At 66.7% G+C, this 21,936-nt stretch carries 20 protein-coding genes and 2 pseudogenes; 14 read left to right on the plus strand and 8 right to left on the minus strand.

The annotated features are described in order from the left end of the window. A pseudogene (locus AVE30378_RS33190) lies at window positions 1-131 on the minus strand (FAD-dependent oxidoreductase); the annotation flags it as partial. Between the two features lie 36 nt (window positions 132-167). On the opposite strand from AVE30378_RS33190, the gene AVE30378_RS30665 reads away from it, so the two are divergent. The 3 genes from AVE30378_RS30665 to AVE30378_RS30675 all read left to right on the plus strand — a co-directional run bounded on the left by AVE30378_RS30665 (window position 168) and on the right by AVE30378_RS30675 (window position 3,221). After that, window positions 168-797, plus strand: a complete 630-nt coding sequence (locus tag AVE30378_RS30665; RefSeq protein ID WP_129246685.1) for a LysE family translocator — start codon at window positions 168-170, stop codon at window positions 795-797. A 108-nt stretch (window positions 798-905) separates the two neighbouring features. Continuing rightward, on the plus strand, window positions 906-2,513 hold the full coding sequence (locus AVE30378_RS30670; protein WP_129246687.1) for a peptide chain release factor 3: 1,608 nt from the start codon (window positions 906-908) through the stop codon (window positions 2,511-2,513). Between the two features lie 24 nt (window positions 2,514-2,537). Continuing rightward, window positions 2,538-3,221, plus strand: a complete 684-nt coding sequence (locus AVE30378_RS30675) for a hypothetical protein (protein WP_208742467.1) — start codon at window positions 2,538-2,540, stop codon at window positions 3,219-3,221. 73 nt (window positions 3,222-3,294) lie between these two features. Here AVE30378_RS30675 and bfr read toward each other — a convergent pair whose 3' ends face one another. Together bfr and AVE30378_RS30685 are read right to left on the minus strand one after the other, a co-directional pair. Continuing rightward, window positions 3,295-3,771 (minus strand): bacterioferritin, encoded by a 477-nt coding sequence (gene bfr / locus AVE30378_RS30680; RefSeq protein WP_129246691.1) that lies wholly within the window; start codon window positions 3,769-3,771, stop codon window positions 3,295-3,297. 366 nt (window positions 3,772-4,137) lie between these two features. Continuing rightward, the gene (locus AVE30378_RS30685) at window positions 4,138-5,052 is read right to left on the minus strand and encodes a DMT family transporter (protein WP_129246693.1); all 915 of its coding nucleotides are present in this window, start codon (window positions 5,050-5,052) and stop codon (window positions 4,138-4,140) included. Between the two features lie 130 nt (window positions 5,053-5,182). Between AVE30378_RS30685 and AVE30378_RS30690 the strand changes: the two genes are divergently transcribed. After that, window positions 5,183-6,040, plus strand: a complete 858-nt coding sequence (locus AVE30378_RS30690) for a LysR substrate-binding domain-containing protein (RefSeq protein WP_129246695.1) — start codon at window positions 5,183-5,185, stop codon at window positions 6,038-6,040. Window positions 6,041-6,073: 33 nt separating this feature from the next. On the opposite strand, the gene AVE30378_RS30695 is transcribed toward AVE30378_RS30690, so the two are convergent. Beyond that, window positions 6,074-6,355, minus strand: a complete 282-nt coding sequence (locus AVE30378_RS30695) for a (2Fe-2S)-binding protein (RefSeq protein WP_129246697.1) — start codon at window positions 6,353-6,355, stop codon at window positions 6,074-6,076. Between the two features lie 121 nt (window positions 6,356-6,476). Then, a complete protein-coding gene (rpoN, locus tag AVE30378_RS30700; RefSeq protein WP_482757348.1) occupies window positions 6,477-7,904 on the minus strand; it encodes an RNA polymerase factor sigma-54 in 1,428 nt (475 codons plus the stop codon). Between the two features lie 16 nt (window positions 7,905-7,920). Between rpoN and AVE30378_RS30705 the strand changes: the two genes are divergently transcribed. Together AVE30378_RS30705 and leuA are read left to right on the plus strand one after the other, a co-directional pair. Further along, window positions 7,921-8,565, plus strand: coding sequence for a hypothetical protein (locus AVE30378_RS30705; RefSeq protein ID WP_129246701.1), 645 nt, complete (start codon window positions 7,921-7,923; stop codon window positions 8,563-8,565). 577 nt (window positions 8,566-9,142) lie between these two features. After that, entirely contained in the window at window positions 9,143-10,855 is a 1,713-nt protein-coding gene (gene leuA, locus AVE30378_RS30710; protein WP_129246703.1) for a 2-isopropylmalate synthase, read from the plus strand. 74 nt (window positions 10,856-10,929) lie between these two features. Here the strand turns inward: leuA and AVE30378_RS30715 are convergent, their stop codons facing one another. Beyond that, window positions 10,930-12,258, minus strand: a complete 1,329-nt coding sequence (locus AVE30378_RS30715; protein ID WP_129246705.1) for an amidase — start codon at window positions 12,256-12,258, stop codon at window positions 10,930-10,932. 318 nt (window positions 12,259-12,576) lie between these two features. On the opposite strand from AVE30378_RS30715, the gene AVE30378_RS30720 reads away from it, so the two are divergent. The 6 genes from AVE30378_RS30720 (at window position 12,577) to AVE30378_RS30745 (ending at window position 18,640) form a co-directional block, all read left to right on the plus strand. Further along, on the plus strand, window positions 12,577-13,599 hold the full coding sequence (locus AVE30378_RS30720; protein WP_129246706.1) for a substrate-binding domain-containing protein: 1,023 nt from the start codon (window positions 12,577-12,579) through the stop codon (window positions 13,597-13,599). 48 nt (window positions 13,600-13,647) lie between these two features. After that, entirely contained in the window at window positions 13,648-14,445 is a 798-nt protein-coding gene (locus AVE30378_RS30725) for a phosphodiesterase (protein ID WP_129246708.1), read from the plus strand. A gap of 121 nt (window positions 14,446-14,566) precedes the next feature. Next, window positions 14,567-15,622, plus strand: a complete 1,056-nt coding sequence (locus AVE30378_RS30730) for an ABC transporter ATP-binding protein (protein ID WP_129246710.1) — start codon at window positions 14,567-14,569, stop codon at window positions 15,620-15,622. Window positions 15,623-15,655: 33 nt separating this feature from the next. Beyond that, a complete protein-coding gene (locus AVE30378_RS30735) occupies window positions 15,656-16,951 on the plus strand; it encodes an ABC transporter substrate-binding protein (RefSeq protein ID WP_129246712.1) in 1,296 nt (431 codons plus the stop codon). Window positions 16,952-16,967: 16 nt separating this feature from the next. Beyond that, window positions 16,968-17,843 carry a carbohydrate ABC transporter permease gene (locus AVE30378_RS30740; protein ID WP_129246714.1) on the plus strand — a complete coding sequence of 292 codons (876 nt, stop codon included), beginning with the start codon at window positions 16,968-16,970 and terminating at the stop codon, window positions 17,841-17,843. Then, on the plus strand, window positions 17,840-18,640 hold the full coding sequence (locus tag AVE30378_RS30745) for a carbohydrate ABC transporter permease (protein WP_062685245.1): 801 nt from the start codon (window positions 17,840-17,842) through the stop codon (window positions 18,638-18,640). Before AVE30378_RS30740 ends, AVE30378_RS30745 begins: the two co-directional genes overlap by 4 nt. Before the next feature lie 239 nt (window positions 18,641-18,879). Here the strand turns inward: AVE30378_RS30745 and AVE30378_RS30750 are convergent, their stop codons facing one another. Both AVE30378_RS30750 and AVE30378_RS30755 read right to left on the minus strand, forming a co-directional pair. Continuing rightward, the gene (locus AVE30378_RS30750; protein ID WP_129246715.1) at window positions 18,880-19,197 is read right to left on the minus strand and encodes a hypothetical protein; all 318 of its coding nucleotides are present in this window, start codon (window positions 19,195-19,197) and stop codon (window positions 18,880-18,882) included. A gap of 82 nt (window positions 19,198-19,279) precedes the next feature. Further along, entirely contained in the window at window positions 19,280-19,627 is a 348-nt protein-coding gene (locus AVE30378_RS30755) for a DUF1840 domain-containing protein (RefSeq protein WP_129246717.1), read from the minus strand. A gap of 322 nt (window positions 19,628-19,949) precedes the next feature. Between AVE30378_RS30755 and argS the strand changes: the two genes are divergently transcribed. After that, a complete protein-coding gene (argS, locus tag AVE30378_RS30760) occupies window positions 19,950-21,635 on the plus strand; it encodes an arginine--tRNA ligase (protein WP_129246719.1) in 1,686 nt (561 codons plus the stop codon). A 9-nt stretch (window positions 21,636-21,644) separates the two neighbouring features. After that, a pseudogene (locus AVE30378_RS30765) lies at window positions 21,645-21,936 on the plus strand (SPOR domain-containing protein); the annotation flags it as partial.

Consider the following 21,936-nt stretch of genomic DNA (forward strand, 5'->3'; position numbering starts at 1 on the left):
CCATAGGTCTCCATGAACATGGCCGCCGAGCGGCCGGTGGAGTGATAGCCCGGCTGGGCCTCGCGTTCCAATACGACTAGGGGCGCCCGGCGGGCGGCCCGCGCGCTGCCCTGCTGAGCAAGTAATATCACTGGCAACCTCAGAACTGCGACCCACGGACCTGCGCCATGCCCTTATCCACCTGGTTGACGTTTTTCCTGGCCTCCTGGGCCATTTCGTTCTCGCCCGGCGCGGGAGCGATCTCGGCCATGTCCTCCGGGCTGAAATACGGGTTCGCGCGCGGCTACTGGAACACGGCCGGCCTGATCCTGGGCATCCTGTTCCAGTTCGTCGTGGTGGCCGTGGGCCTGGGCGCCGTGCTGGCCACCTCCGAAATGGCCTTCAACGTGGTCAAGTACCTGGGCGTGGCCTACCTGATCTACCTGGGCGTGCGCCAGATCCGCACGGACGCGGCGCCGGTCACGGTCGATTCCGGCGATCCCAAGCGCGCGTCGATCCGGGAACTGGTGCTGCGCGGCTTCCTGATCAACACCATGAACCCCAAGGGCACGGTGTTCCTGCTGGCCGTGGTGCCGCAGTTCGTGGATCCCGCGCTGCCGCTGACGCCGCAATACACGGCGCTGGCGGGCACGCTGGCATTCACCGACCTGGTGGCCATGGGCGTGTACACGCTGCTGGCCGCGCGCGTGCTGCGCATGCTGCGTGACGCGAAACACATCCGCTGGATGAACCGGACCTTCGGTTCGCTGTTCATCCTGGCGGGCGTGTTCCTGGCGTCGTTCCGCCGCCATTCCTGAATCCCATGCGCGGGGCATGCGCCGGCAGCGGCGCATGCCCCGCGCGCTTTCGTGCCCGATACCGGACGCGCCGGGCGAAGCAACGGCGTTAAGTAAAATCCCCCGATCATGAACATCACCCAAGAAGTTGCGCGGCGCCGTACGTTCGCCATCATTTCCCACCCTGACGCGGGCAAGACCACACTGACCGAAAAGCTGCTGCTGTTCGCAGGCGCGATCCAGATCGCCGGCAGCGTCAAGGCGCGCAAGGCCTCGCGCCACGCCTCGTCGGACTGGATGGAAATCGAAAAGCAGCGCGGCATTTCCGTGGCGTCGTCCGTGATGCAGATGGAATACCGCGACTGCGTCATCAACCTGCTGGACACCCCGGGTCACCAGGACTTCTCCGAAGACACCTACCGCGTGCTGACGGCGGTGGACGCGGCGCTGATGGTGATCGACGCCGCCAACGGCGTCGAGCCCCAGACCATCCGCCTGCTGCAGGTCTGCCGCGCGCGCAACACGCCCATCATCACGTTCATCAACAAGATGGACCGCGAGGTGCGCGAACCGCTGGAACTGCTGTCCGAAATCGAAGGCCACCTGGGCATGGACGCGGTGCCGTTCTCCTGGCCGGTCGGCATGGGCAAGGCCTTCGGCGGCGTGTTCGACATCCGCCGCGACCGCATGCGCGTATTCCGCCCGGGGCAGGAACGCCGCTCCGACAGCGACGACTTCATCGAAGGCCTGGCCAACCCCGAAATCGCCCGGCGCTTCGGCGCGGCGTTCGAGCAGGCCAGCGGCGAGATCGAACTCATCAACGAAGCCGCGCCCGCCTTCGATCGCGACGAGTTCCTGGCCGGCCGGCAGACCCCGGTGTTCTTCGGGTCCGCCATCAACAACTTCGGCGTCCAGGAAGTGCTGGACGCGCTGGTCGAACAGGCGCCGCCCCCGGGCCCGCGCATGGCCCTGCAGCGCGAGGTGCAGCCCGAAGAGCCCAAGTTCACGGGCGTGGTGTTCAAGGTGCAGGCCAACATGGACCCGGCGCACCGCGACCGCGTGGCGTTCGTGCGCGTCAGCTCCGGCCGCTTCGAGCGCGGCATGCGCCTGAAGGTCGCGCGCACCAACAAGGAAATGCGCCCCAACAACGTCGTGTCCTTCCTGTCGCAGCGGCGCGAACTGCTGGACGAGGCCTATGCCGGCGACGTGATCGGCATTCCCAACCACGGCGTGCTGCAATTGGGCGACGTGCTGACCGAAGGCGAGACGCTGCAATTCACGGGCTTGCCGTTCTTCGCCCCCGAGCTGTTCCAGGCGGTGGAAGTGAAGGACCCGCTGCGCACCAAACAACTGCGCACCGGCCTCACCCAATTGGGCGAGGAAGGCGCCATCCAGGTGTTCCGTCCCGAGGCCGCCGGCGGCTCCCTGCTGCTCGGCGCGGTCGGCCAACTGCAATTCGAAGTGGTCGCCCACCGCCTGAAGACCGAGTACGGCGTGGACGCCCGGATGCTGCCTTCCCGCTACACAATGGCACGTTGGATTACGTCTGAAAACCCCAAGGCGCTGCGCAAGTTCATGGATGCCAATGCGGCCCATATCGCCTATGATGTTGTGGATGCGGCGGCGTTTTTGATCGGTTCTCCCGCGCAATTGCGCGTTGCCGAAGAACTGTATCCCGATGTGAAATTCCACGCCATGCGCGAGCACGGCGGCAAGGTTTTCGGAGACAAAGCGTAGACCCGTCAGGGTTCCGCACGGCAGATGAGGGTAGCAATGTCTTGGCGTTTCTTATTCGCAACGCTCCTGGTCGCGCTTGGCGCGTCCGCCTGGGGCGGCATACAACTGGGCGACTGGCTGGTGGCGCATGCGCCCACCGCCGCGCCCGCTCCCGGCCAGGACGCGGCCGCCTCCCAGCAGCCCGTGCTGGACGCCAACGGCCGCCCGTACGTGGCGCAGCCTCCCCAGCCCCGCATCGACGGCACGCTGGGCGTGCCCGACAAGCCGGCCGACCGGGAATGGCAGGTCAACACCGTGTCGCTGTTCGACAGCGTAAGCGACCCCTCGGTGAAGATCTCGCGCGAACGCATCAGCCCGGAACAGGCCCGCGAAATCGCGGACGCCTCGCAGGTGCCGCTGCCCTCGGGCCCGTCGGACGTCAGCACGCTGGACCTGCAGGCGCCCGGCACGTCCGCCGCGGTCAATGGCGGCCAGGCGCAGGCCGGCGGCTACGGCACGCCCCAGATGGTGCAGGCGCCCCCGCCGCCCCCCAACACCGCTCAGGCGCCCGGCGCCCTGGGCTGGCAGGACGCCCTCAAGCGCGAACTCGCGCAATGCGCCACGCAGGGCTTCTTCGAGCGCCCCTCCTGCTCCTGGGCCGCGCGCAACAAGTATTGCGCGCCCAACCGCGCCTGGGGCACCATGGCCGAATGCCCGGCCCGCCCGTAATCGCCCGCCAGGCTGAATGCCCGGCAATGAAAATGGCGCCCCGCGGGGCGCCATTTTCATGGGTATCCGGCAATCATTCCGGCACGGACATCTGGCTCTGCAGATAGTTCTGGAGACCGACCTTGTCGACCAGGTCGATTTGCGTTTCCAGATAGTCGATATGCTCTTCGGTATCGTCCAGGATGTCCTGGAACAGATCGCGCGAAACATAGTCCCGGACCGATTCACAGTACGCGATCGCTTCCTTGACGGTCGCCTGGGCGCCTTGTTCGAGCTTCAGATCACAGGCCAGCAGTTCCGGCACGTCTTCGCCGATCAGCAGCTTGTGCAGGTCTTGCAGGTTGGGCAGGCCGTCCAGCATGAAGATGCGTTCGATCAGGCGATCGGCGTGCTTCATCTCGCCTATGGATTCTTCGTACTCGTGCTTGCCCAGCTTGTCGAAGCCCCAATGGTTCAACATGCGCGCATGCAGGAAATACTGGTTGATGGCCGTCAGTTCGTTGGTCAGTTGCTTGTTCAGGAACTGGATGACGGTTTTGTCGCCTTTCATGATGGACTCCTTGCAGTCAGGCGCGACGCGAGTGCATCGCGACAAAGGAGCGCACGATGCCGCGCGTACGCAACTTCGGCAGACTACCATCTGGCGCAGGGCCGCGCCTAGCCTTGCGCTGCATTTGGTAAACCGCTTTAGGAGCGCTATCAGAAAGCGTTAGGCTAATGAGAATGAGTATGCGTGCGCGATGCCTTGCATGCGCGAGACAGCGCTCATGCGGCCTGCCCGCAAGCGGCCCGCGGATTCCGACGCGGAATGCGGCGAAGCCTGATGCAGATTCAGGCTTTCGGCCCGGCGGATCCGGCGCAAAGGCCGCGCGGGCTCGCTCGTTGCGGATCGGCAACTGTGCCGGCAACTCGCGCGCTAAGCGGTCCGCCGCGTCGCGAGCCAGATGCCGAACGCGATCGGGACGATGCCCAGCAGGTCCAGCCACGACACCGGTTCGGCAAGCACCAGCCACCCGAACAGCAGCCCCAGCGGCGGCATCAGGAAGTGCAGCGCGCTGGCCGACGTGGCGCTGGCGCGGCCCAGGATCATGAACCACAAGTAGTAGCCGCCCATCGACACCGCGACGATCATGTAGGCCATGCTCCAGAACAGGCTGGCCGTCATGCGCGCATCGCCGATGCTTTCGGTGGCCAGCGCGAAGGGCAGCAACGCCGCCGCGCCGGCCAGCGACTGTATGCCCGTCGACGTCCACAGGCCCGAGGCCGGCTTCAGGCGCTTGTAGAGCAGCGTGCCCGCCACCAGCGCCACCAGTCCTCCGGTGACCAGCAAGGTGCCGTGCAGGTCTTCCTGCATGCCGGACAGCCGCGATCGCAGCACCAGCGCCACGCCCGCCAATCCCAGGCACAGGCCGGCCAGCTTGCGCCACCCCAGGCGTTCGCCCAGCACCGGGCCGGCCAGCACGCCGATGAGCAGCGGGTTGGTGCTGATCAGCACGGCCGTGAACGCGGACGACACGGTGGTCATGCCGGACCAGCTCAGGCCCAGGTACAGCGTGTTGTTCAGCACGCCGAGCAGCGCGAGCGCCGCCAGGTCGCGCCCCGCGGGCAGCTTCCAGCGGCCGCTGGCCGCCGCCAAGCCCAGCATCAGCGCGCCGGCGATCAGGAAACGGATGGTCAGCAAGGTCAGCGGCGGACAGTCCCGCACCGCGATCTTGGCCGCCGCGAATGCCGAACTCCACAGGAAGCAGAATGCCGCGATCGGCGCCCAACTGATGCCGGGCGGGGCATCGGCGGGCAGGGCGGCGGCGGGCAGGGTCGATGTGGCCTTCATGGGGAATCCGGGACTGGGCGCGAAAGCCGCGGGGGCGGCGGGTGAAGCGATTCTGCGCGGGCCCGGATCCATTGACAAACTCTTTATTCGGATCGACAGTATTTGAAAATCAAATGTCTGAGGTGACCCGATGCTGGATCTCGACCTTCTCCACAGTTTCGTGTCGGTGGTGGACGCCGGCGGTTTCACGGCGGCCGGCGAACGGGTGCACCGCAGCCAGTCCACCGTCAGCCAGCAGATCCGCAAACTGGAAGAGTCGCTGGAATGCGCGCTGTTCGTCCGCGAAGGCCGGCAGGTCTCGTTGACCGAAGACGGCGAACGCCTGCTGGGCTATGCCCGGCGGATGCTGGCCCTGTCGACGGAGGTGCGGGAGGCGGTCAGCGGGCGCAAGCGCGTGGACGTGATCCGGCTGGGCGTTCCCGACGATTTCGCGGCGGAAACGCTGACCGCCGTCGTGGCGGAGTTCGCGCGGTCCCACCCGGGCGTCCGGCTGTCGGTGCGGTGCGACCTGACCGCCGCGCTTGCGCGCGCGCTGGAACGGGGCGACCTGGACGTGGCGCTCATCAAGCGCGAACCCGGCGCCGGCAGCGCGCTGGCCGCCTGGCCGGAAAACCTGCACTGGATCTGCGGCCCGTCCCTGAATCTCGAGGAGGCCGGACCGGTGCCCTTGGTGGCCTTTCCGCAGGGCTGCATCTACCGCAACCGGGCGATCCACGCCCTGGAGGCCGCCGGCCGGCACTGGCGCATCGCGTACGAAAGCCCGAACCTGACGGGCCTGCAAGCCGCATTGAAAGGAGGGCTGGGGGTCGCGCTGCTGGAGCGCCGCTGCATGGTACCGGGCCTGCGGGTCGTCGATGCGGCCTTGCCTGCCGTGCCGCCGACCGAGCTGGCGCTATGCATGGCCGACACCGCGCGCCTGCCGGTGCGCCGGCTGGCGATGGCTATCCAGGATTTTTGCGAGAAGGAAACGACGCGGCTCGCCGCATGACAGGCAGCGAGCCGGAGGGAACAGCCAACCCGTTCAGGCCGTGGCGACGAGCGGAATCGGGAAGCTGCTGTTGGCAGCAGGCGCGCCCGATTCGACCATGGCGGCCGGAGGATTGACCGGAACGGCAATCGAGCGCACGTCGCACACGCTGGAACAGCGGCCGCCCGGCAGGTATTCGGCGGCGGTCGCCGCGCAGCAGCCGCAGCACGTGGCCACGCCCAGCTCGAACTGCAGGTCGGAAAGCGTCGTCGCGCCACCGTCCACGCTGGCGCGGACTTGGCGTTCGGTGATGGCATTACATACGCAAATGTACATGAGAATAATTATCGAAAATTATTCGATCACTGGCAAGCCCCGCCGGCAAATAAATTTGCAACCGAAGTGTCACGCAAGTCCTTGAAAAAAGGGACGAATTTGAATATGCCCGTCCCTTATTTCAGCGGGCGGCGGCCTGCGCCTTGCGCAGCGCGGCCGGGGCGATCCGCAGCGCTTCGCGGTACTTTGCCACCGTCCGGCGGGCGATGACTATCCCCTGATCGGCCAGTTTTTGCATGATCTGGCTGTCCGACAGCGGCTTGGCCCGGTTCTCTTCCGCCACCATCTGCCGGATGAAAGTCTGCACCGCCGTGGCCGACGTGGCGTCCCCGCCTTCGGTCGACACGCCCGTGCCGAAGAAGCGCTTGAGCTCCAGGGTGCCGAATGGAGTAAGCATGTACTTCTGTGTTGTGGCCCGTGAAATCGTGGATTCGTGCAAGCCCAGCTCGCCCGCGATGTCCTTCAGGATAAGCGGCCGCATAGCGCCGGGGCCCTGGCTGAAGAAGGCCGTCTGGTGCTCCACGATGGCCTGGGCCACGCGCAGGATGGTGTCGAAACGCTGCTCCACGTTGCGGATCATCCAGCGGGCCTGTTGTAGCTGCGATTGCAGGCCGGCGTGCGCGGACTCCTTCTGGTTGCCCAGCATCTGGGCGTACAGCCCGTTGATCTGCAGCCGGGGCACGGCGGCGCTGTTCAAAGTAGCCTGCCAGCCGCGCCGGGTCCTGCGCACGATGACGTCCGGCACCGCGTAATCGGCCGCGGGCACGGTCCAGGCCCGTCCCGGCCGGGGTTCCAGCCGCAGGATCAGGGCATGGGCCGCCCGGAACGTGGGTTCGTCGCAGCCCGCGGCCGCGCACAGCTTCGCGGTGTTGCCGGTCGCCAGCAGGGACAGGTGCTCCGCGCAGATACGGCGCGCACAGGCGAGCGCGGCGGCGTCCGCCGCTTCCGGCAGGCGGCCAAGGTCGGGATTGCGCAGTTGCAGCAGCAGGCATTCCGCCATGTCCCGCGCGCCGATGCCGGGGGGATCGAACGATTGCAGCAGCGACAGCGCCGCCTTCAGTTCGTCCAGGTCCGGCTCCATCTCGGCCGGCAGCCAGCCCAGGATTTCCTCCAGCGGCGATCCCAGGTAGCCGTTTTCGTCCAATTCGTCGATCAGCAGCCCCGCCAGCGCGACGTCGCGGGGCGCGGCGCGCGTCAGGACCAGTTGGCCCATCAGATGTTCGCGCAGCGTGTCTGGCCGCGCCGCCTCGGGCAGGGAGGAATCGTCGTCCGGATAAACGCCGCCGGATCCCGGCATTTCCTCGGCCGCCGTCTCGCGCTCGACCGGCGTTTCGTCGTCCTGCACGGAAGATTCGCGCTCGGAATCGGCCTGGTCCTGGGCCGACAGGGGTTCGTCGTCCCGCTCCAGCAGCGGGTTTTCCGCGAGGACTTGCGAAATCTCGGCCTCGAGTTCGAGCGTGGACAGTTGCAACAATCGGATCGATTGTTGTAACTGTGGTGTCAGCGTCAAATGCTGACCGGGTCGCAGTTCTAAAATTGGACGGGTCATAGGTACAATATTTTGCATGATGAATCTGACTTCGCCGGCAAGCGTCCGCCAGGACTGCCGCCTTATCGGCCAGACCCTGCTCAAACTGGCGCTTCCCCGACTCGTTGTGCGCGCGATCGTCATCGCCGTCGCGCTCGTCATCTGGTATCTGGCCGCCCGGTGGATACTGGATTTCGGCCGCGGCATGAACTACGACTTCCTGCATTCCCTGGGCCAGCCGACCGTGGACATGGTGCAGAAGGTCAACCCGTACCTCTGGTGGGCCATCACGGCCATCTGGTCCCTGATCGTATTCTTCGCCGTCCGCGCCTGGCTGTCCGCCAGCCTGGCCTCGGGCAGCGCCACGCCGGTGGGCACGGACGTGCTCGCCGACCTGGCTCCGAACCTGTCGGAAGAGTCCCTCGGCGTACTGCGCTGGGCCTGGGGCGACCGCCAGGAACCCTTCACGGTAGGCGATTTGCGCCGCTCCCTGTCTGAAATCCGCCACAACCGTATCGGCAAGATCGCGATGGTGGCCGACCAGGCCCGGATCCTGGAAGGTTTCGACAGCCGCCCGACCCGCGAACCCCGCGACGACGGCCGCCGCGACCCGAACGCCGCCGTCCGCGGCGAAACCCGCGGCGACCGCTACATCGAACCGCGCATCGGCCCGGCCCGCTGAGGCGTTCCGCTTTCGCCCGCTTCCAGGCCGCCCGCTGAGGCGGCCTGTTTGTTTCAGTCGCTTGCCAGCCAGCCCCGCATTTCGTGGCGGAAATGATGAAAGAGGCCACTGGCCCAGAGCGGCAAGCGAACGCGAACGTCTGGGTAAAGTCGTGAAAAACGGCCATATGCAGACGCAGTGAACACGTGGCGGAAAAGATGGCGGGGCGTTCCGCCCCCTGTTTTTTTCGGATGTTTTCCGTTTGCGCTTCGGCGCAAAGTATGTTTGACTAGCAACTTATGGCCGCACACCGCACCTCCCTCGCGATTGCCATCGGACGCTCCGCCGCTCCGGTTGCCGGCTTGCGCGCTCGCACCTCCACGTTTGCCGCGCTATCGCTATACCTACCGATCGGTTGCCGGGCCTAGTGTCCCCGTGGTAGCTCGGCAGCCACGCTTGCCACACGCGATTTCCCCCTTTTATTTGTGAATCCTGCCGGTCAATCACGGCAACCCCTGGCACAAGACCGTCATCCGGTCACAAATGCCGCCGAGAGTAGTGCTCCCGGGATTCAAAAGAAACCGATCGAGGTGTAGTCATGATGCTTGCCAACCCCGCTACCAAGTACGTCCCCTTCGCCCCCTTTGCCCGCGACTTCTCCGAACGCACCTGGCCCAGCCGCCGCATTACCGAGGCGCCGATCTGGATGAGCACGGACCTGCGCGACGGCAACCAGTCCCTGATCGAGCCGATGAGCGTCGAGCGCAAGCTCCGCTTCTTCGAACAGTTGGTGAAGATCGGCTTCAAGGAAATCGAAGTCGGCTTCCCGTCGGCCTCGCAGACCGACTTCGACTTCGTCCGCAAGCTCATCGACGAAAAGCGCATCCCCGACGACGTCACCATCATCGTCCTGACGCAATCCCGCGAAGACCTGATCAGCCGCACGGTGGAATCCGCCGCCGGCGCCAAGCAGGCCATCGTCCACTTGTACAACGCCTGCGCGCCGGCGTTCCGCAAGGTCGTGTTCAACATGAGCAAGGACGAAATCAAGAACATCGCCACGACCGGCACGCGCCTGGTGAAGCAGTACATGGCCCAGCACCCGGAAACGAAGTGGCGCTACCAGTACTCGCCGGAAGTCTTCAGCACGACCGAACCCGAATTCGCGCTGGAAGTCTCCAACGCCGTGGCCGACGTATGGGAACCCACGCCGGATTGCAAGATGGTGCTGAACCTGCCCGCCACCATCGAGGCCACCACCCCGAACATGTACGCGGACCAGATCGAGTGGATGCACAAGAACCTCGCGCGCCGCGACAGCATCGTGCTCAGCGTGCACCCGCATAACGACCGCGGCACCGCCGTGGCCGCCGCGGAATTCGCCGTCATGGCCGGCGCCGACCGCATCGAAGGCTGCCTGTTCGGCAGCGGCGAGCGCACCGGCAACGTCGACCTCGTCACCCTGGCCTTGAACCTCTACACCCAGGGCGTGCACCCGGGCCTGGACTTCTCCGACATCGACGAAGTGCGCCGCTGCGCCGAATACTGCAACCAGTTGCCCGTGCACCCGCGCCATCCGTATGCCGGCGACCTGGTCTTCACCGCGTTCTCGGGCTCGCACCAGGACGCCATCAAGAAGGGCTTCGCGCAGCAGAAGGCCGATGCCGTCTGGGAAGTGCCGTACCTCCCGATCGACCCGGCCGACCTCGGCCGCAGCTACGACGCCGTGATCCGCGTGAACAGCCAGTCGGGCAAGGGCGGCGTGTCGTACCTGCTCGAACAGGAGCACGGCCTGGTGTTGCCGCGCCGCCTGCAGATCGAATTCAGCCGCGCCATCCAGCGCGTCACCGACGAAACCGGCCGCGAAGTCACCGCCGACGACGTGCACACGATCTTCAACCGCGAATACCTCGAACAGAAGGCGCCGTGGAAGCTGGTGCGCCACCGCATCGACGGCAACCCGGCAGCCGGCGAAGGCCAGCATTTCAGCATCGAGGCCGAACTGGAATACAACGGCGAACGCCGCATCGTGACCGGCAAGGGCGACGGCGCCATCTCGGCCTTCGTGGCCGCGCTGGACGTGCCCGTGCGCATCATGGACTACCATGAGCACGCCATCGGCACCGGCACCGACACGCGCGCGGCGTCCTATGTGGAATTGCGCGTCGGCGATTCGAGCACGGGCTTCGGCGTGGGCATCGACCGCGACATCGTGACGGCTTCGTTCCAGGCCGTCCTGAGCGCCGTCAACCGCCACATCAATGCCGGCGCCGTGGCGTCCGCCGAACAGGAAACTGCCGAGGCCGCGTGATCCGCACCCCGGCATGAAAACAAGCCCGCCTTATCCGGCGGGCTTTTTTCTGGGAAGCGGATGGCGCTGCCGCCTCACCCCCGAGGCCACATGTCCGACGCGCCGATGTCCGGCGCGTTGGCGGCCAGCAAGCGTTGATGGACCCATGCGGCGACGGCCAGCGTGAAATGGTCGCTATGGCGCTTGCCGACCAGTTGCAGCCCCACCGGCAGGCCTTGCGGGCCGGTGGCGAACGGCAGGTTCAGGCAGGGCACGCCGAACAGCGTCCAGGCGCGCGAGAACTGCGGGTCTCCGGTGCCCAGGTCCGCGAAGGGGGCTTCGCCGGCCGCGCTGGGCGCGAGCAACACGTCGTACGTGTCGAACCATGCGTCCACGCGCGCGCGCGACTCGGCAGCGCGGGCCAGGTTCTTCAGGTGTTCTTCCGCGGTGATGCGCGCGCCCGCTTCCAGGATGGCCTGGATCTTGGGGCTGAGCTGCGCGGCGTGCTCCAGGCGTTCGTAGGCCAGCGACTGCGAGGCTTCGAACGCCATGATGTCCGAGTGCAACTGGACCAGCACACAGTGTTCCGGCGGCAGCGGCACCTCTTCCACGACGGCGCCGGCCCGCGACAGGATAGCCGCCGCCTGCGCGAAGGCCTCTTTGGTTTCGGCCTGGGCGTGGCGCCATTGGAGGCTGCGGTACATGCCGATGCGCGGCTTGCCGTCGTAGGCCAGTTCCAGCATGCGCGGGTCCCGCATCAGGACCGAGGCGAAGAGCGCCACGTCCGGCACCGAGCGCGCGAAGCCGCCGATCGTGTCCAGCGATTCCGCCAGGCTCTTGACCCCGGCTCGCGGGATGGCGCCGAAGGTGGGCTTGAACCCCACGATGCCGCAATAGGACGCGGGACGGATGATGGAGCCCGCGGTTTGCGAACCCAATGCGAACGGCACCATGTCGTCGGCCACCGCGGCCGCCGAACCGCTGGACGAACCGCCGGGCGTGTAGGCCTCGTTGCGCGGATTGCGCGTGGGGCCCGCCTGGTAGGTGGCGAACTCGGTGGTCACGGTTTTGCCGATGACGATCGCGCCCGCGCCGCGGCACAGCGCCACGGCGGCGGCGTCCAGCCCCGGGCGGTGGCGCTCGTAGATGGGTGAACCGTAGCGGGTGGGCAGGTCGTCGGTATCGAACAGGTCCTTGACGCCGATGGGCAGGCCGTGCAGCGGGCCGGCCAGGGCGCCGCGGTCGAGTTCCTGCGCGCGGTCCAGCGCGGCCTGCTTTTGCAGCGCCGTCCAGGCGTGCACGGTGTTCTCGCGCTGCTCGATGCGCGCAAAGCAGGCGCGCACCAGTTGTTCCGCGGTCAATTCGCGCCGTTGCAGCTTGCGCGCGGCTTCCAGCGCGCCAAGTCTGTTCAAGGCAGTAGACATGGTCCTTTCCTCTTTACCGGCGCCGCGCGTCACGCGCGGCGGCTGAACTACGCACCCGGTCCCCTTGACCGAGGGCCTGCCCGATCCCGCGAGGCGGCTGCCTTGCCATGCGATTCGGACGGACCGATACCCACCATTGTTCGCTGCGCGTCAATTGGGAAAAACACGGAACACGCCTTGTTTTCCTGGGCAAATCGCGCGCCGCGCCTCGGCTTTGTTGTTGCGTCGCCCCCAGCATAGCGCAAACCCGTGCAACACAAAGGTCATATTTGTCTTGTATGATGAAATCGTTTTCACTGATCCGGCAGCAATACCGCCATGGCATCGCGCTCGTCGCCCCGCTTTTCCATCATCGAAGTGGCTCGCAAGGCCGGCGTATCGCCGGCCACGGTTTCGCGCGCGTTCAACCAGCCGGACATCGTGCACCCCGACACGCTGGCGCACATCCGCAACGTCGCCAAGCGCGCGGGCTTCCGGCCCAACCGCGTGGGCCGCAGCCTGCGTTCGGGCAGCACGCGCACCATCGGGCTGATCCTGCCCACGCTGTCCAACCCGGTGTTCGCCGAATGCTTCGAAGGCGCGGAACGCCGCGCGCGCGAATCCGGCTACAGCGTCATGCTCACGGCCACCGGCTACGATCCGGCGGTGGAATCGGCCGCCGTCCAGGGACTGATGGACCACCAGGTGGATGGGCTGATCCTGACCGTCGCCGACGTGGCCAAGAGCGCCACCCTGGACGACCTGGACAGCGCCGGCATTCCCTACGTGCTGGTCTACAACGAATCGGCCGCCCATCCCTACGCATCGGTGGACAACCGCGCCGCCGCCAGCGACATGGTGGCCCACCTGGCCGCGCTGGGCCACCGCCGCATCGCCCTGGTGACCGGTCCGCTGACGGCATCCGACCGCGCGCGCCGCCGCCTGGCGGGCGCCCGCGCCTGCGCCAAGAAGCTGGGCCTGGACGCCGTCCAGCACATTTCCATGAGCTCGCACACCGGCAGCGACGCCGACGCCCTGAAGGCCGCGCTGCGCGGCAAGCAGGCGCCCACCGCCCTGTTCTGCTCGAACGACCTGCTGGCCACCGCGGTCATCGCGGACCTGGTGGCTCTCGGGCTGTCCGTGCCGGCCGACATCTCGGTATGCGGGTTCGACGGCATGCGCTTCGGCGCCTTGCTGACGCCGCCGCTGACGACCGTGGCCCAGCCCAGCGACGGCATCGGTGTCGCGGCCTGCTCGAACCTGCTGGCGCAGATCCACGGCCATCCGCCGCAATCGGACCGCCTGCCGCATTGCATCGTGGTCGGCGGCACCGCGGCGCCGGTCCGCCGCAAGTCCGCATAGCCGCGGCCCCCACCCATTTCACGATAATCATTCCGACATCGACGCGTCATGCTCATCGCACAGATTACCGACCTGCACATGCGCACCCCCGGCGACAAGGCCTACGGCATCATCGACCCCGCCGCTTTCCTGGCGCCGGCCGTGCGCGCGCTCAATGCCCTGACGCCGCGCCCCGACTGCGTGCTCATCACGGGGGACCTGACGGACCTGGGCAGGCCGCAGGAATACCAGGCGCTGCGGGACCACCTGCGGGCGCTGGAGATTCCGTATTTCCTCCTGCCCGGCAACCACGACGACCGCGCCCAGTTGCGCGAGGCCTTCCCCGACCACGGGTATCTGCAAGGCCGGGGGCCGTTCATCCAGTACGCCGTCGAAGCCTATCCGCTGCGCATGCTGGCGCTGGATACCGTCGTGCCCATGAAGAGCCACGGCGAACTCTGCCAGGACCGCCTGGACTGGCTGGCCGCACGCCTGGCCGAACAGCCGGAACGGCCCACGCTGGTGCTGATGCATCACCCGCCTTTCCTGACCGGCATCGAACACATGGACGCCATCGGCCTGCTGGCCGGCGCGGCGGAACTCGAACGCATCGTGGCGCGCTTTCCGAACGTGCAGCGCGTGCTCTGCGGCCATTTGCACCGCACGATATTCCAGCGCTTCGGCGGCACGATCGCATCCACCTGTCCGGGCACGGCGCACCAGCTCGCGCTGGAACTGGGACCACGCCCGACCCTGCAATACATCATGGAGCCGCCCGGCTATCAACTGCACTGGTGGCAGGGCGGCAACCTGGTCACGCATCACGCCGTCATTGGGGAATACCCCGGCCCGTATCCTTTCGGCTAGGGCCAGCGGCTAGACTACGAAACCTCGCATTGCCATATATCCGTCATGTTTGCGCTGCACAATGAAAAGGTTTTCATCACAGGCAACAATGCGGATCTAACTATTAGATCTTCGAGACAGCATGTCATCCATCGTTCTGGATAACCTCACCAAACAATATGGCGGCGCCGCCGCGATCCATGGCGTGAGCTTCACGGTGCCAGCCGGCAGCTTCACGGTCCTGCTGGGTCCGTCGGGCTGCGGAAAGTCCACCACCCTGCGCATGATCGCGGGGCTGGACACCCCCACCTCGGGCACCATCCGCATCGGCGACCGCGACGTCACCCAGTTGCCGCCCTCCAAGCGCCGCATCTCCATGGTGTTCCAGTCATACGCGCTGTTTCCGCATCTATCGGTGCGCGAGAACATCCTGTTCGGCCTGAAGGTGCGCAAGGAACCGGCGCGCGACTACGACCGCCGCCTCCAGCGCGTGGCGGGCCTCCTGGGCCTGAACCACCTGCTGGACCGCAAGCCCTCGCAGCTTTCGGGCGGCCAGCAGCAGCGCGTGGCGCTGGGCCGCGCCGTGATCTCGGAGGCGCCGGTCTGCCTGATGGACGAACCGCTGTCGAACCTGGACGCGCAGTTGCGCCATGAAATGCGCCGCGAGATCCGCGCCTTGCAGCAGGACCTGGGCATCACGATGGTCTACGTGACGCACGACCAGACCGAGGCCATGAGCATGGCCGACCAGGTCGTGCTGCTGCGCGGCGGCCAGATCGAACAGCACGACACGCCCGACGGCCTGTACGCGCGCCCGGCCAGCGAATTCGCGGCGCGCTTCATCGGCACGCCGCCCATGAACCTGATCGGCCTGACGACGCGGGGCGGCGCCGCGGTCATCTCCGGCACGGACGGGCCCGTCATCGCCAACGCGCCCGCCGGCGCGGTGAAGCTGGGCGTGCGGCCGGAACACATCCGTATCGACGACGGCGGCATCGCCGCCACCGTGGAAAGCGTCGAGTATTTCGGCGCGGACTCCATCGTGGTGTGCCGCGTCGGCGACACCAGCGGCGTGGCCGTGCGCGTGGGCGGACACCTGCGCGCGCGCGCCGGCGAGGCCCTGCGCCTGTCCTGGCCGGACGGGCAGCAGCATTTCTTTGCCGCCGATTCGGCGGTCATCAACATCGACGGGCGCTAGAGGGCGCCCATTCCACGGATAAGGAAACGCAACATGCGACGCATCGTACTGAAGACCCTGGCCGCCAGCCTGGCCGCCGCTTGCCTTTCGCTGCCCGCGCAGGCGCAGAACAAGCCCGTCGAGGTGGAGTTCTATTATCCGGTCGCGGTCGGCGGCCCCATCACCAAGATCGTCGACGACATGGTGGCGGATTTCCAGAAGGAAAATCCCGGCATCAAGATCAAGCCGATCTACGCCGGCTCCTACCAGGACTCGATCGCCAAGGCGCTGACCGCGCTCAAGGGCGGCACCCCGCCGCAGCTCGCGGTGCTGCTGTCCACCGACATGTTCACGCTGATCGACGAGGACGCCATCGTCCCGATCGACGGCCTGGCCAAGACCGACGCCGACAAGAAGTGGCTCGGCGGCTTCTATGACGCCTTCATGCAGAACAGCCGCACCGGCGGCCACACCTGGGGCGTGCCGTTCCAGCGTTCGACCATCGTCATGTACTACAACAAGGACCTGTTCAAGGCCGCGGGGCTGGATCCCGAACGCGCGCCCGCGACCTGGGCCGAACTGGTCGAATACGGCAAGAAGCTGACCAAGCAGGACGCCTCCGGCAATACCACGCAATGGGGCATCGAGATCCCCTCGGGCGGCGCGTTCGCGTACTGGCTGTTCCAGGCGCTCACCACGCCCAACGACGCCATCCTCATGAACGAGGCCGGCAACGAGGTCTACCTGGACAAGCCGGCGGTCGTCGAGGCCGCGCAGTTCTGGCGCGACCTGTCCGCCAAGCACAAGATCATGCCCACCGGCACGATCGACTGGGGCACCACGCCCAAGGACTTCCTGGAAAAGAAGGCCGCGATCGTCTGGACCACGACGGGCAACCTGACCAACATCCGCAAGAATGCCGACTTCCCGTTCGGGGTCGCCATGATGCCGAAGCAGAAGCGCGGCGGCAGCCCGACCGGCGGCGGCAACTTCTACATCTTCAAGAGCGGCACGCCGGAACAGCAGCAGGCCGCGCTGAAGTTCGCGCAATGGGTCACGACGCCCGAGCGCGCCGCGGACTGGAGCATCGCCACGGGCTACGTGGCCGTGACGCCGGCCGCGTGGCAGACCGAGAAGATGAAGAAGTACGCGCAGGAAGTGCCGGCCGCCGCGGTCGCGCGCGACCAGTTGGAAGTCAGCGTGGCGGAGTTCTCCACGCATGAGAACCAGCGCGTCACCAAGACCCTGAACGACGCCCTGCAGGCGGCACTGACGGGTTCCAAGACGCCCCAGCAGGCCCTGACCGATGCGCAGCGCGAGGCCGACCGCGTACTGCGCCCCTACCAATAAACAAGCCCTTAGCACGATGAGCCGCTCTTTAAACGCGCTTTATGGCTGGCTGCTTCTGCTGCCAGCCATCGTGCTGCTCGCCGCGTTCACGCACTACCCGGCGCTGGCGACGCTATGGCACAGCTTTTTCTCCACCCCCAAGGGCGCGCGCCCGGCCCGCTTCGTCGGGCTGGACAACTACGCGGTCATGCGCGACGACCCGGTGTTCTGGCAGTCGCTGTGGAACAACCTGTGGTTTGCGCTGGGCACGATCCCCACGTCGATCGGCATCGCGCTGATCATGGCGCTGTGGGTGAACCGCAACCTCAGCGGGCGCGGTTTCCTGCGCATGGCCTACTTCACGCCCACGGTGCTGCCCATGGTGGCGGTGGCCAATATCTGGCTGTTCTTCTACACACCGCAGTACGGGCTGATCGCGCAGGTCATGCAGCTTTTCGGCTCGCCCGGCCCCAACTGGCTGGGCAACCGCGAGACCGCGCTGCCCGCGCTGATGCTGGTGACGGTCTGGAAGGAAGCCGGTTTCTTCATGATCTTCTACCTGGCGGCCTTGCAGACGGTGTCGCCGTCCCTGCGCGAAGCCGCCATGCTGGAGGGCGCGTCGCGCTGGCAGTATTTCCGCCGCATCCTGTGGCCGCTGCTGATGCCCACCACGCTTTTCGTCTTGATCAACGCCTTGATCAACGCGTTCCGCCTGGTGGACCACGTGGTGGTCATGACGCGCGGCGGGCCCGACAACGCCAGCACGCTGCTGCTGTACTACATCTACCAGGTGGGTTTCAGTTTCTGGGACACGGCTTACGCCGCCACGCTGACCGTCGTGTTGCTGGTGGTGCTGGCGCTGACCGCGCTGGTCAAGTTCCGCTGGCTGGACCGCAGGACGCACTATCAATGAAAGACAAGCTCGATACCCTGGGCGCGTGGGCGCTCGGCCTGCTGTGGATCCTGCCCCTGGCGTACGCGATGTGGGCGGCGTTCCATCCGCCGGCCTACGCGACCCGCTTCGACCTGTTCGCGCCGCTGACGCTGGACAACTTCGTGCGGGCCTGGCACGCCGCGCCGTTCCCGCGCTACTTCCTCAACACCTTCCTGCTGGTCACGATGGTGCTGGCGGCGCAACTGGTGCTGTCGACGCTGGCCGGCTACGCGTTCGCGCGCTTCGAGTTCCGCGGCCGCGACTTCGTCTTCATGCTGGTGCTGCTGCAACTGATGATCATGCCCGACGTGCTGCTGGTGGAGAACTACCGGTCGATGAGCCAACTGGGCATCCGCGACACGGTGTTCGCCATCGGCCTGCCGTACTTCGCGTCGGCCTTCGGCATTTTCCTCTTGCGCCAGACCTTCAAGACGGTGCCGCGCGAACTGGAAGAGGCCGCCCGAATGGAAGGCGCGAATGCACTGCAGATCCTGTGGAAGGTGTACGTGCCGCTGGCCAAGCCGATCTACGTGGCCTACGGACTGGTGTCGGTCAGCCACCACTGGAACAACTTCCTGTGGCCGCTGATCATCACCAACTCGGTGGAATCCCGGCCGCTGACGGTGGGGCTGCAAGTGTTCTCGTCCACCGACCAGGGCATCGACTGGTCGGTCATCACCGCCGCCACCCTGATGTCGGCCGCGCCGCTCTTGATCGCGTTCCTGCTGTTCCAGCGCCAGTTCGTGCAGTCGTTCATGCGGGCGGGGATCCGGTAGAACGTTGGAGGGGAGTGTCTGACACCCGTATGAGGCAGGGGGGGTGTCTGACACCCGTACGAGACGCTCTTTCGGATTGAAGCTGGCCTTCCCGGGTGTCTGACACATATTGGGTGTCAGACACCCGGGAAGAAAAACTTGAATTAAAGGTCTTCTCGTATGGGTGTCTGACACCTGGCCGAAAGATTTTCTCGTATGGGTGTCTGACACCTGGCCCTATCGTACGGGTCCGGGAGACCTCAATACCCCACCGTCAACCCCGGCAGGTCCACCGTGATCCGCGGGCGTTCCAGCGCCAGCGCCAGGTTGTCCGCGAACTCGCGGGCTTCTTTTTCGTCGGTGGAGAGGGTGTCGTAGCCGAGCGCGTCCGCCACCCCCAGCACCTTGTCCAGCAGCAGGACCTTGCCGCTGGGGCGCAGGGGTTCGCACCCCAGCGTTTCCCAGGCGCCGTCGAACCAGTCCCGCGCCTGGCTCTGGCTCTGCGGGGACGGTTCGACGTCGGCGGAAAGGTCCAGCGAACGGCGGGGGTCGAAAACAATGGTGATATCGCTGCGCATGGGGGTTCCTTCAGTGGTCGTCAGGCCAGAAGCGTAGGCAAAAACGGCCGGGCAGATTGTCGGCCCGGCGACATTGGCCCGGCTACCAGCCGCGCGACACCTCCCAGGTGACTTCCGAGCCAGCCGCCAGGGACTGGCGCATCATGTCCAGCAGGGGGAAGGCGCGTTCCTTCATGCCCACCATGCGGGCCATCGGGGACACGGGCGCCTTGTCCTCGTCGTTTTCGTCGCTGCCCTCGTGGGCGCGCTGGTAGTCGTCGATCGCGTGCTCGATGCCGCTGATGGCGGGTTGCAGTTGTTCCACGGTGAAAACGCCGCGCTCCGGAATCTTGTCTCCGAAGGACTTGCCGGCGGCCTGCAACAGCACGCCCGCATGGTCGGTCAGCATCAGAACCTCGGCCACGACCTTGGAGTGAAAGGTGATCAACATATTCCGGTCTCCACAATGATTACTTACACACACTACCGCAACGCGCGGGGGATGCCAACTGGCGCCGGAAAGGAGGTCCGCCGGGGCGTGCCATCCGTCCCCCACGGAGGCCTGGCCGGGCAGCCCGGCCCGCCGGCCCATGCCGGTCCGAGGGCCAAATCAAGCTATGATTCAGGAGATTCCCTGACAGGAGGACCTGCGCCGCCCCGGAATCGGGCATGCGCGCGGTCGCGCTCCACACGTCAGGCCGCGCCCCCGCCCTCGCCAGGCACGGCCCCCCGCGGGCGCGTCCGTCACTAACTCAGAAACTCTCCAGACGCCCATGCTCCTCGAGCAACAGAAACAGCTTATCTCCCTGATCCAGGCCGCCGTCGCGCAAAGCCTGCCCGACGCCCAGGCCACTGTGCTACTGGAACGCCCCAAGGTTGCCGCCCACGGCGACGTCGCCACCAACGTGGCCATGCAACTGGCCAAGCCGGCCCGCCGCAATCCGCGCGAACTGGCCCAGGCCATCGTGGACGCCCTGATGGCGCAGCCCGGCGCCGCCGCCCTGGTCGAAAGCGCCGAAATCGCCGGCCCCGGCTTCATCAATCTGCGCATCACCGCCGCGGCCCGCCAGGCCGTCATCGCCGCCGTGGCCGAACAGGGCGCCGACTTCGGCCGCGCGCCCCGCAGCGGCGAAAAGATCCTGGTCGAATTCGTGTCGGCCAACCCCACCGGCCCGCTGCACGTGGGCCACGCCCGCCAGGCCGCGCTGGGCGACGCGATCTGCCGCCTGTACGACGCCAACGGCTGGGACGTCACCCGCGAGTTCTACTACAACGACGCCGGCAACCAGATCCATAACCTGGCCATCAGCGTGCAGGCCCGCGCCCGCGGCCTGACGACCGATTCCCCCGAGTGGCCCGCCGACGGCTACAAGGGCGACTACATCGCCGACATCGCGCGCGATTTCCAGGCCGGCAAGACCATCCAGGCCTCGGACGGCGAGCCCGTCACCGCCAGCGGCAATATCGACAACCTCGACGACATCCGCGTCTTCGCCGTGGCCTACCTGCGCCGCGAACAAGACCTGGACCTGCAGGCCTTCGGCCTGGCGTTCGACAACTACTACCTGGAAAGCTCGCTCTACACGTCCGGCCGCGTCGAGGCCACCGTCAAGGCGCTGGTCGCCGGCGGCCATACCTACGAGGAAGGCGGCGCCCTGTGGCTGCGCACCACCGAACTGGGCACGGGCGACGACAAAGACCGCGTCATGCGGAAAAGCGAAGGCGGCTACACCTACTTCGTGCCCGACGTGGCCTACCACAAGGCCAAATGGGAGCGCGGCTTCCACCGCGCCGTGAACATCCAGGGCAGCGACCACCACGGCACCGTGGCGCGCGTGCGCGCCGGCCTGCAGGCGCTGGAAGAAGGCATCCCCAAGGACTACCCGTCCTACGTGCTGCACAAGATGGTCAAGGTGATGCGCGGCGGCGAAGAGGTCAAGATCTCCAAGCGCGCCGGCAGCTACGTGACCATGCGCGACCTGATCGACTGGGTGGGCCGCGACGCGGTGCGCTACTTCCTGATCCAGCGCCGCGCCGACACGGAATTCGTGTTCGACGTGGACCTGGCGCTGTCCAAGAGCGACGAGAACCCCGTCTATTACATCCAGTATGCGCATGCCCGCATCTGCTCGGTGGTGAACAATGCCGCCATGCCGGCCGCCGACGTGGCGCAGGCCGACGCCGCGCTCCTGACCGCCCCGACCGAATTCGCCCTGATGCAGCGCCTGGCCGAATTCCCCGGCGTGATCGCACTGGCCGCCCAGGAACTGTCCCCGCACCACATCGCCTTCTGGCTGCGCGACTGCGCGTCGGACTTCCATGCCTGGTACAACGCCGAGCGCGTGCTGGTCGACGATACGGCGCTGAAGCTGGCCCGCCTGCGCCTGGCCTCGACCACGCGCCAGGTGCTGGCCAACGGCCTGGAGCTGTTGGGCGTATCCGCGCCCGAGCGGATGTAACATCGGTTCATGGCAACCAAGCGCAAAACCACCCGCCGTTCCTCCGGCGAAAGCGGCAGCACCCTGTACGGGGCGCTGGCCGGCCTGCTCATCGGCCTGATCGTGGCCGCCGTCGTCGCCTTCTACGTCACCAAGGCCCCCGTGCCCTTCGTGGACCGCGCCAGCCGCCAGGGCGACATGGGCAAGCTGCCCGATCCCCGGCAGGCGCCGGACCCCAACGCCGGCCTGTACGGACGCGACGGCGGCGCGGGCGCCGCGCCCACCGGCCCCACCGCGACCGCGCCGGCGCCGCTGCCTGGCG

Origin of the sequence: Achromobacter veterisilvae (genome assembly GCF_900496975.1) — a bacterium.
In the GTDB taxonomy this organism is placed as follows: Bacteria; Pseudomonadota; Gammaproteobacteria; order Burkholderiales; family Burkholderiaceae_B; genus Achromobacter; species Achromobacter veterisilvae.

Excerpts from the sequence above, each read along its gene's own strand:
- AVE30378_RS30730 (WP_129246710.1), top strand. The coding sequence starts at position 14,567 with ATGTCATCCATCGTTCTGGATAACCTCACCAAACAATATGGCGGCGCC.
- AVE30378_RS30750 (WP_129246715.1), bottom strand. The coding sequence starts at position 19,197 with ATGCGCAGCGATATCACCATTGTTTTCGACCCCCGCCGTTCGCTGGAC.
- AVE30378_RS30665 (WP_129246685.1), top strand. The coding sequence starts at position 168 with ATGCCCTTATCCACCTGGTTGACGTTTTTCCTGGCCTCCTGGGCCATT.
- leuA (WP_129246703.1), top strand. The coding sequence starts at position 9,143 with ATGATGCTTGCCAACCCCGCTACCAAGTACGTCCCCTTCGCCCCCTTT.
- AVE30378_RS30705 (WP_129246701.1), top strand. The coding sequence starts at position 7,921 with ATGATGAATCTGACTTCGCCGGCAAGCGTCCGCCAGGACTGCCGCCTT.
- AVE30378_RS30720 (WP_129246706.1), top strand. The coding sequence starts at position 12,577 with ATGGCATCGCGCTCGTCGCCCCGCTTTTCCATCATCGAAGTGGCTCGC.
- AVE30378_RS30755 (WP_129246717.1), bottom strand. The coding sequence starts at position 19,627 with ATGTTGATCACCTTTCACTCCAAGGTCGTGGCCGAGGTTCTGATGCTG.
- AVE30378_RS30715 (WP_129246705.1), bottom strand. The coding sequence starts at position 12,258 with ATGTCTACTGCCTTGAACAGACTTGGCGCGCTGGAAGCCGCGCGCAAG.
- AVE30378_RS30740 (WP_129246714.1), top strand. The coding sequence starts at position 16,968 with ATGAGCCGCTCTTTAAACGCGCTTTATGGCTGGCTGCTTCTGCTGCCA.
- bfr (WP_129246691.1), bottom strand. The coding sequence starts at position 3,771 with ATGAAAGGCGACAAAACCGTCATCCAGTTCCTGAACAAGCAACTGACC.
- rpoN (WP_482757348.1), bottom strand. The coding sequence starts at position 7,904 with ATGACCCGTCCAATTTTAGAACTGCGACCCGGTCAGCATTTGACGCTG.
- AVE30378_RS30675 (WP_208742467.1), top strand. The coding sequence starts at position 2,538 with ATGAGGGTAGCAATGTCTTGGCGTTTCTTATTCGCAACGCTCCTGGTC.
- AVE30378_RS30745 (WP_062685245.1), top strand. The coding sequence starts at position 17,840 with ATGAAAGACAAGCTCGATACCCTGGGCGCGTGGGCGCTCGGCCTGCTG.
- AVE30378_RS30695 (WP_129246697.1), bottom strand. The coding sequence starts at position 6,355 with ATGTACATTTGCGTATGTAATGCCATCACCGAACGCCAAGTCCGCGCC.
- AVE30378_RS30685 (WP_129246693.1), bottom strand. The coding sequence starts at position 5,052 with ATGAAGGCCACATCGACCCTGCCCGCCGCCGCCCTGCCCGCCGATGCC.
- argS (WP_129246719.1), top strand. The coding sequence starts at position 19,950 with ATGCTCCTCGAGCAACAGAAACAGCTTATCTCCCTGATCCAGGCCGCC.
- AVE30378_RS30670 (WP_129246687.1), top strand. The coding sequence starts at position 906 with ATGAACATCACCCAAGAAGTTGCGCGGCGCCGTACGTTCGCCATCATT.
- AVE30378_RS30690 (WP_129246695.1), top strand. The coding sequence starts at position 5,183 with ATGCTGGATCTCGACCTTCTCCACAGTTTCGTGTCGGTGGTGGACGCC.
- AVE30378_RS30735 (WP_129246712.1), top strand. The coding sequence starts at position 15,656 with ATGCGACGCATCGTACTGAAGACCCTGGCCGCCAGCCTGGCCGCCGCT.
- AVE30378_RS30725 (WP_129246708.1), top strand. The coding sequence starts at position 13,648 with ATGCTCATCGCACAGATTACCGACCTGCACATGCGCACCCCCGGCGAC.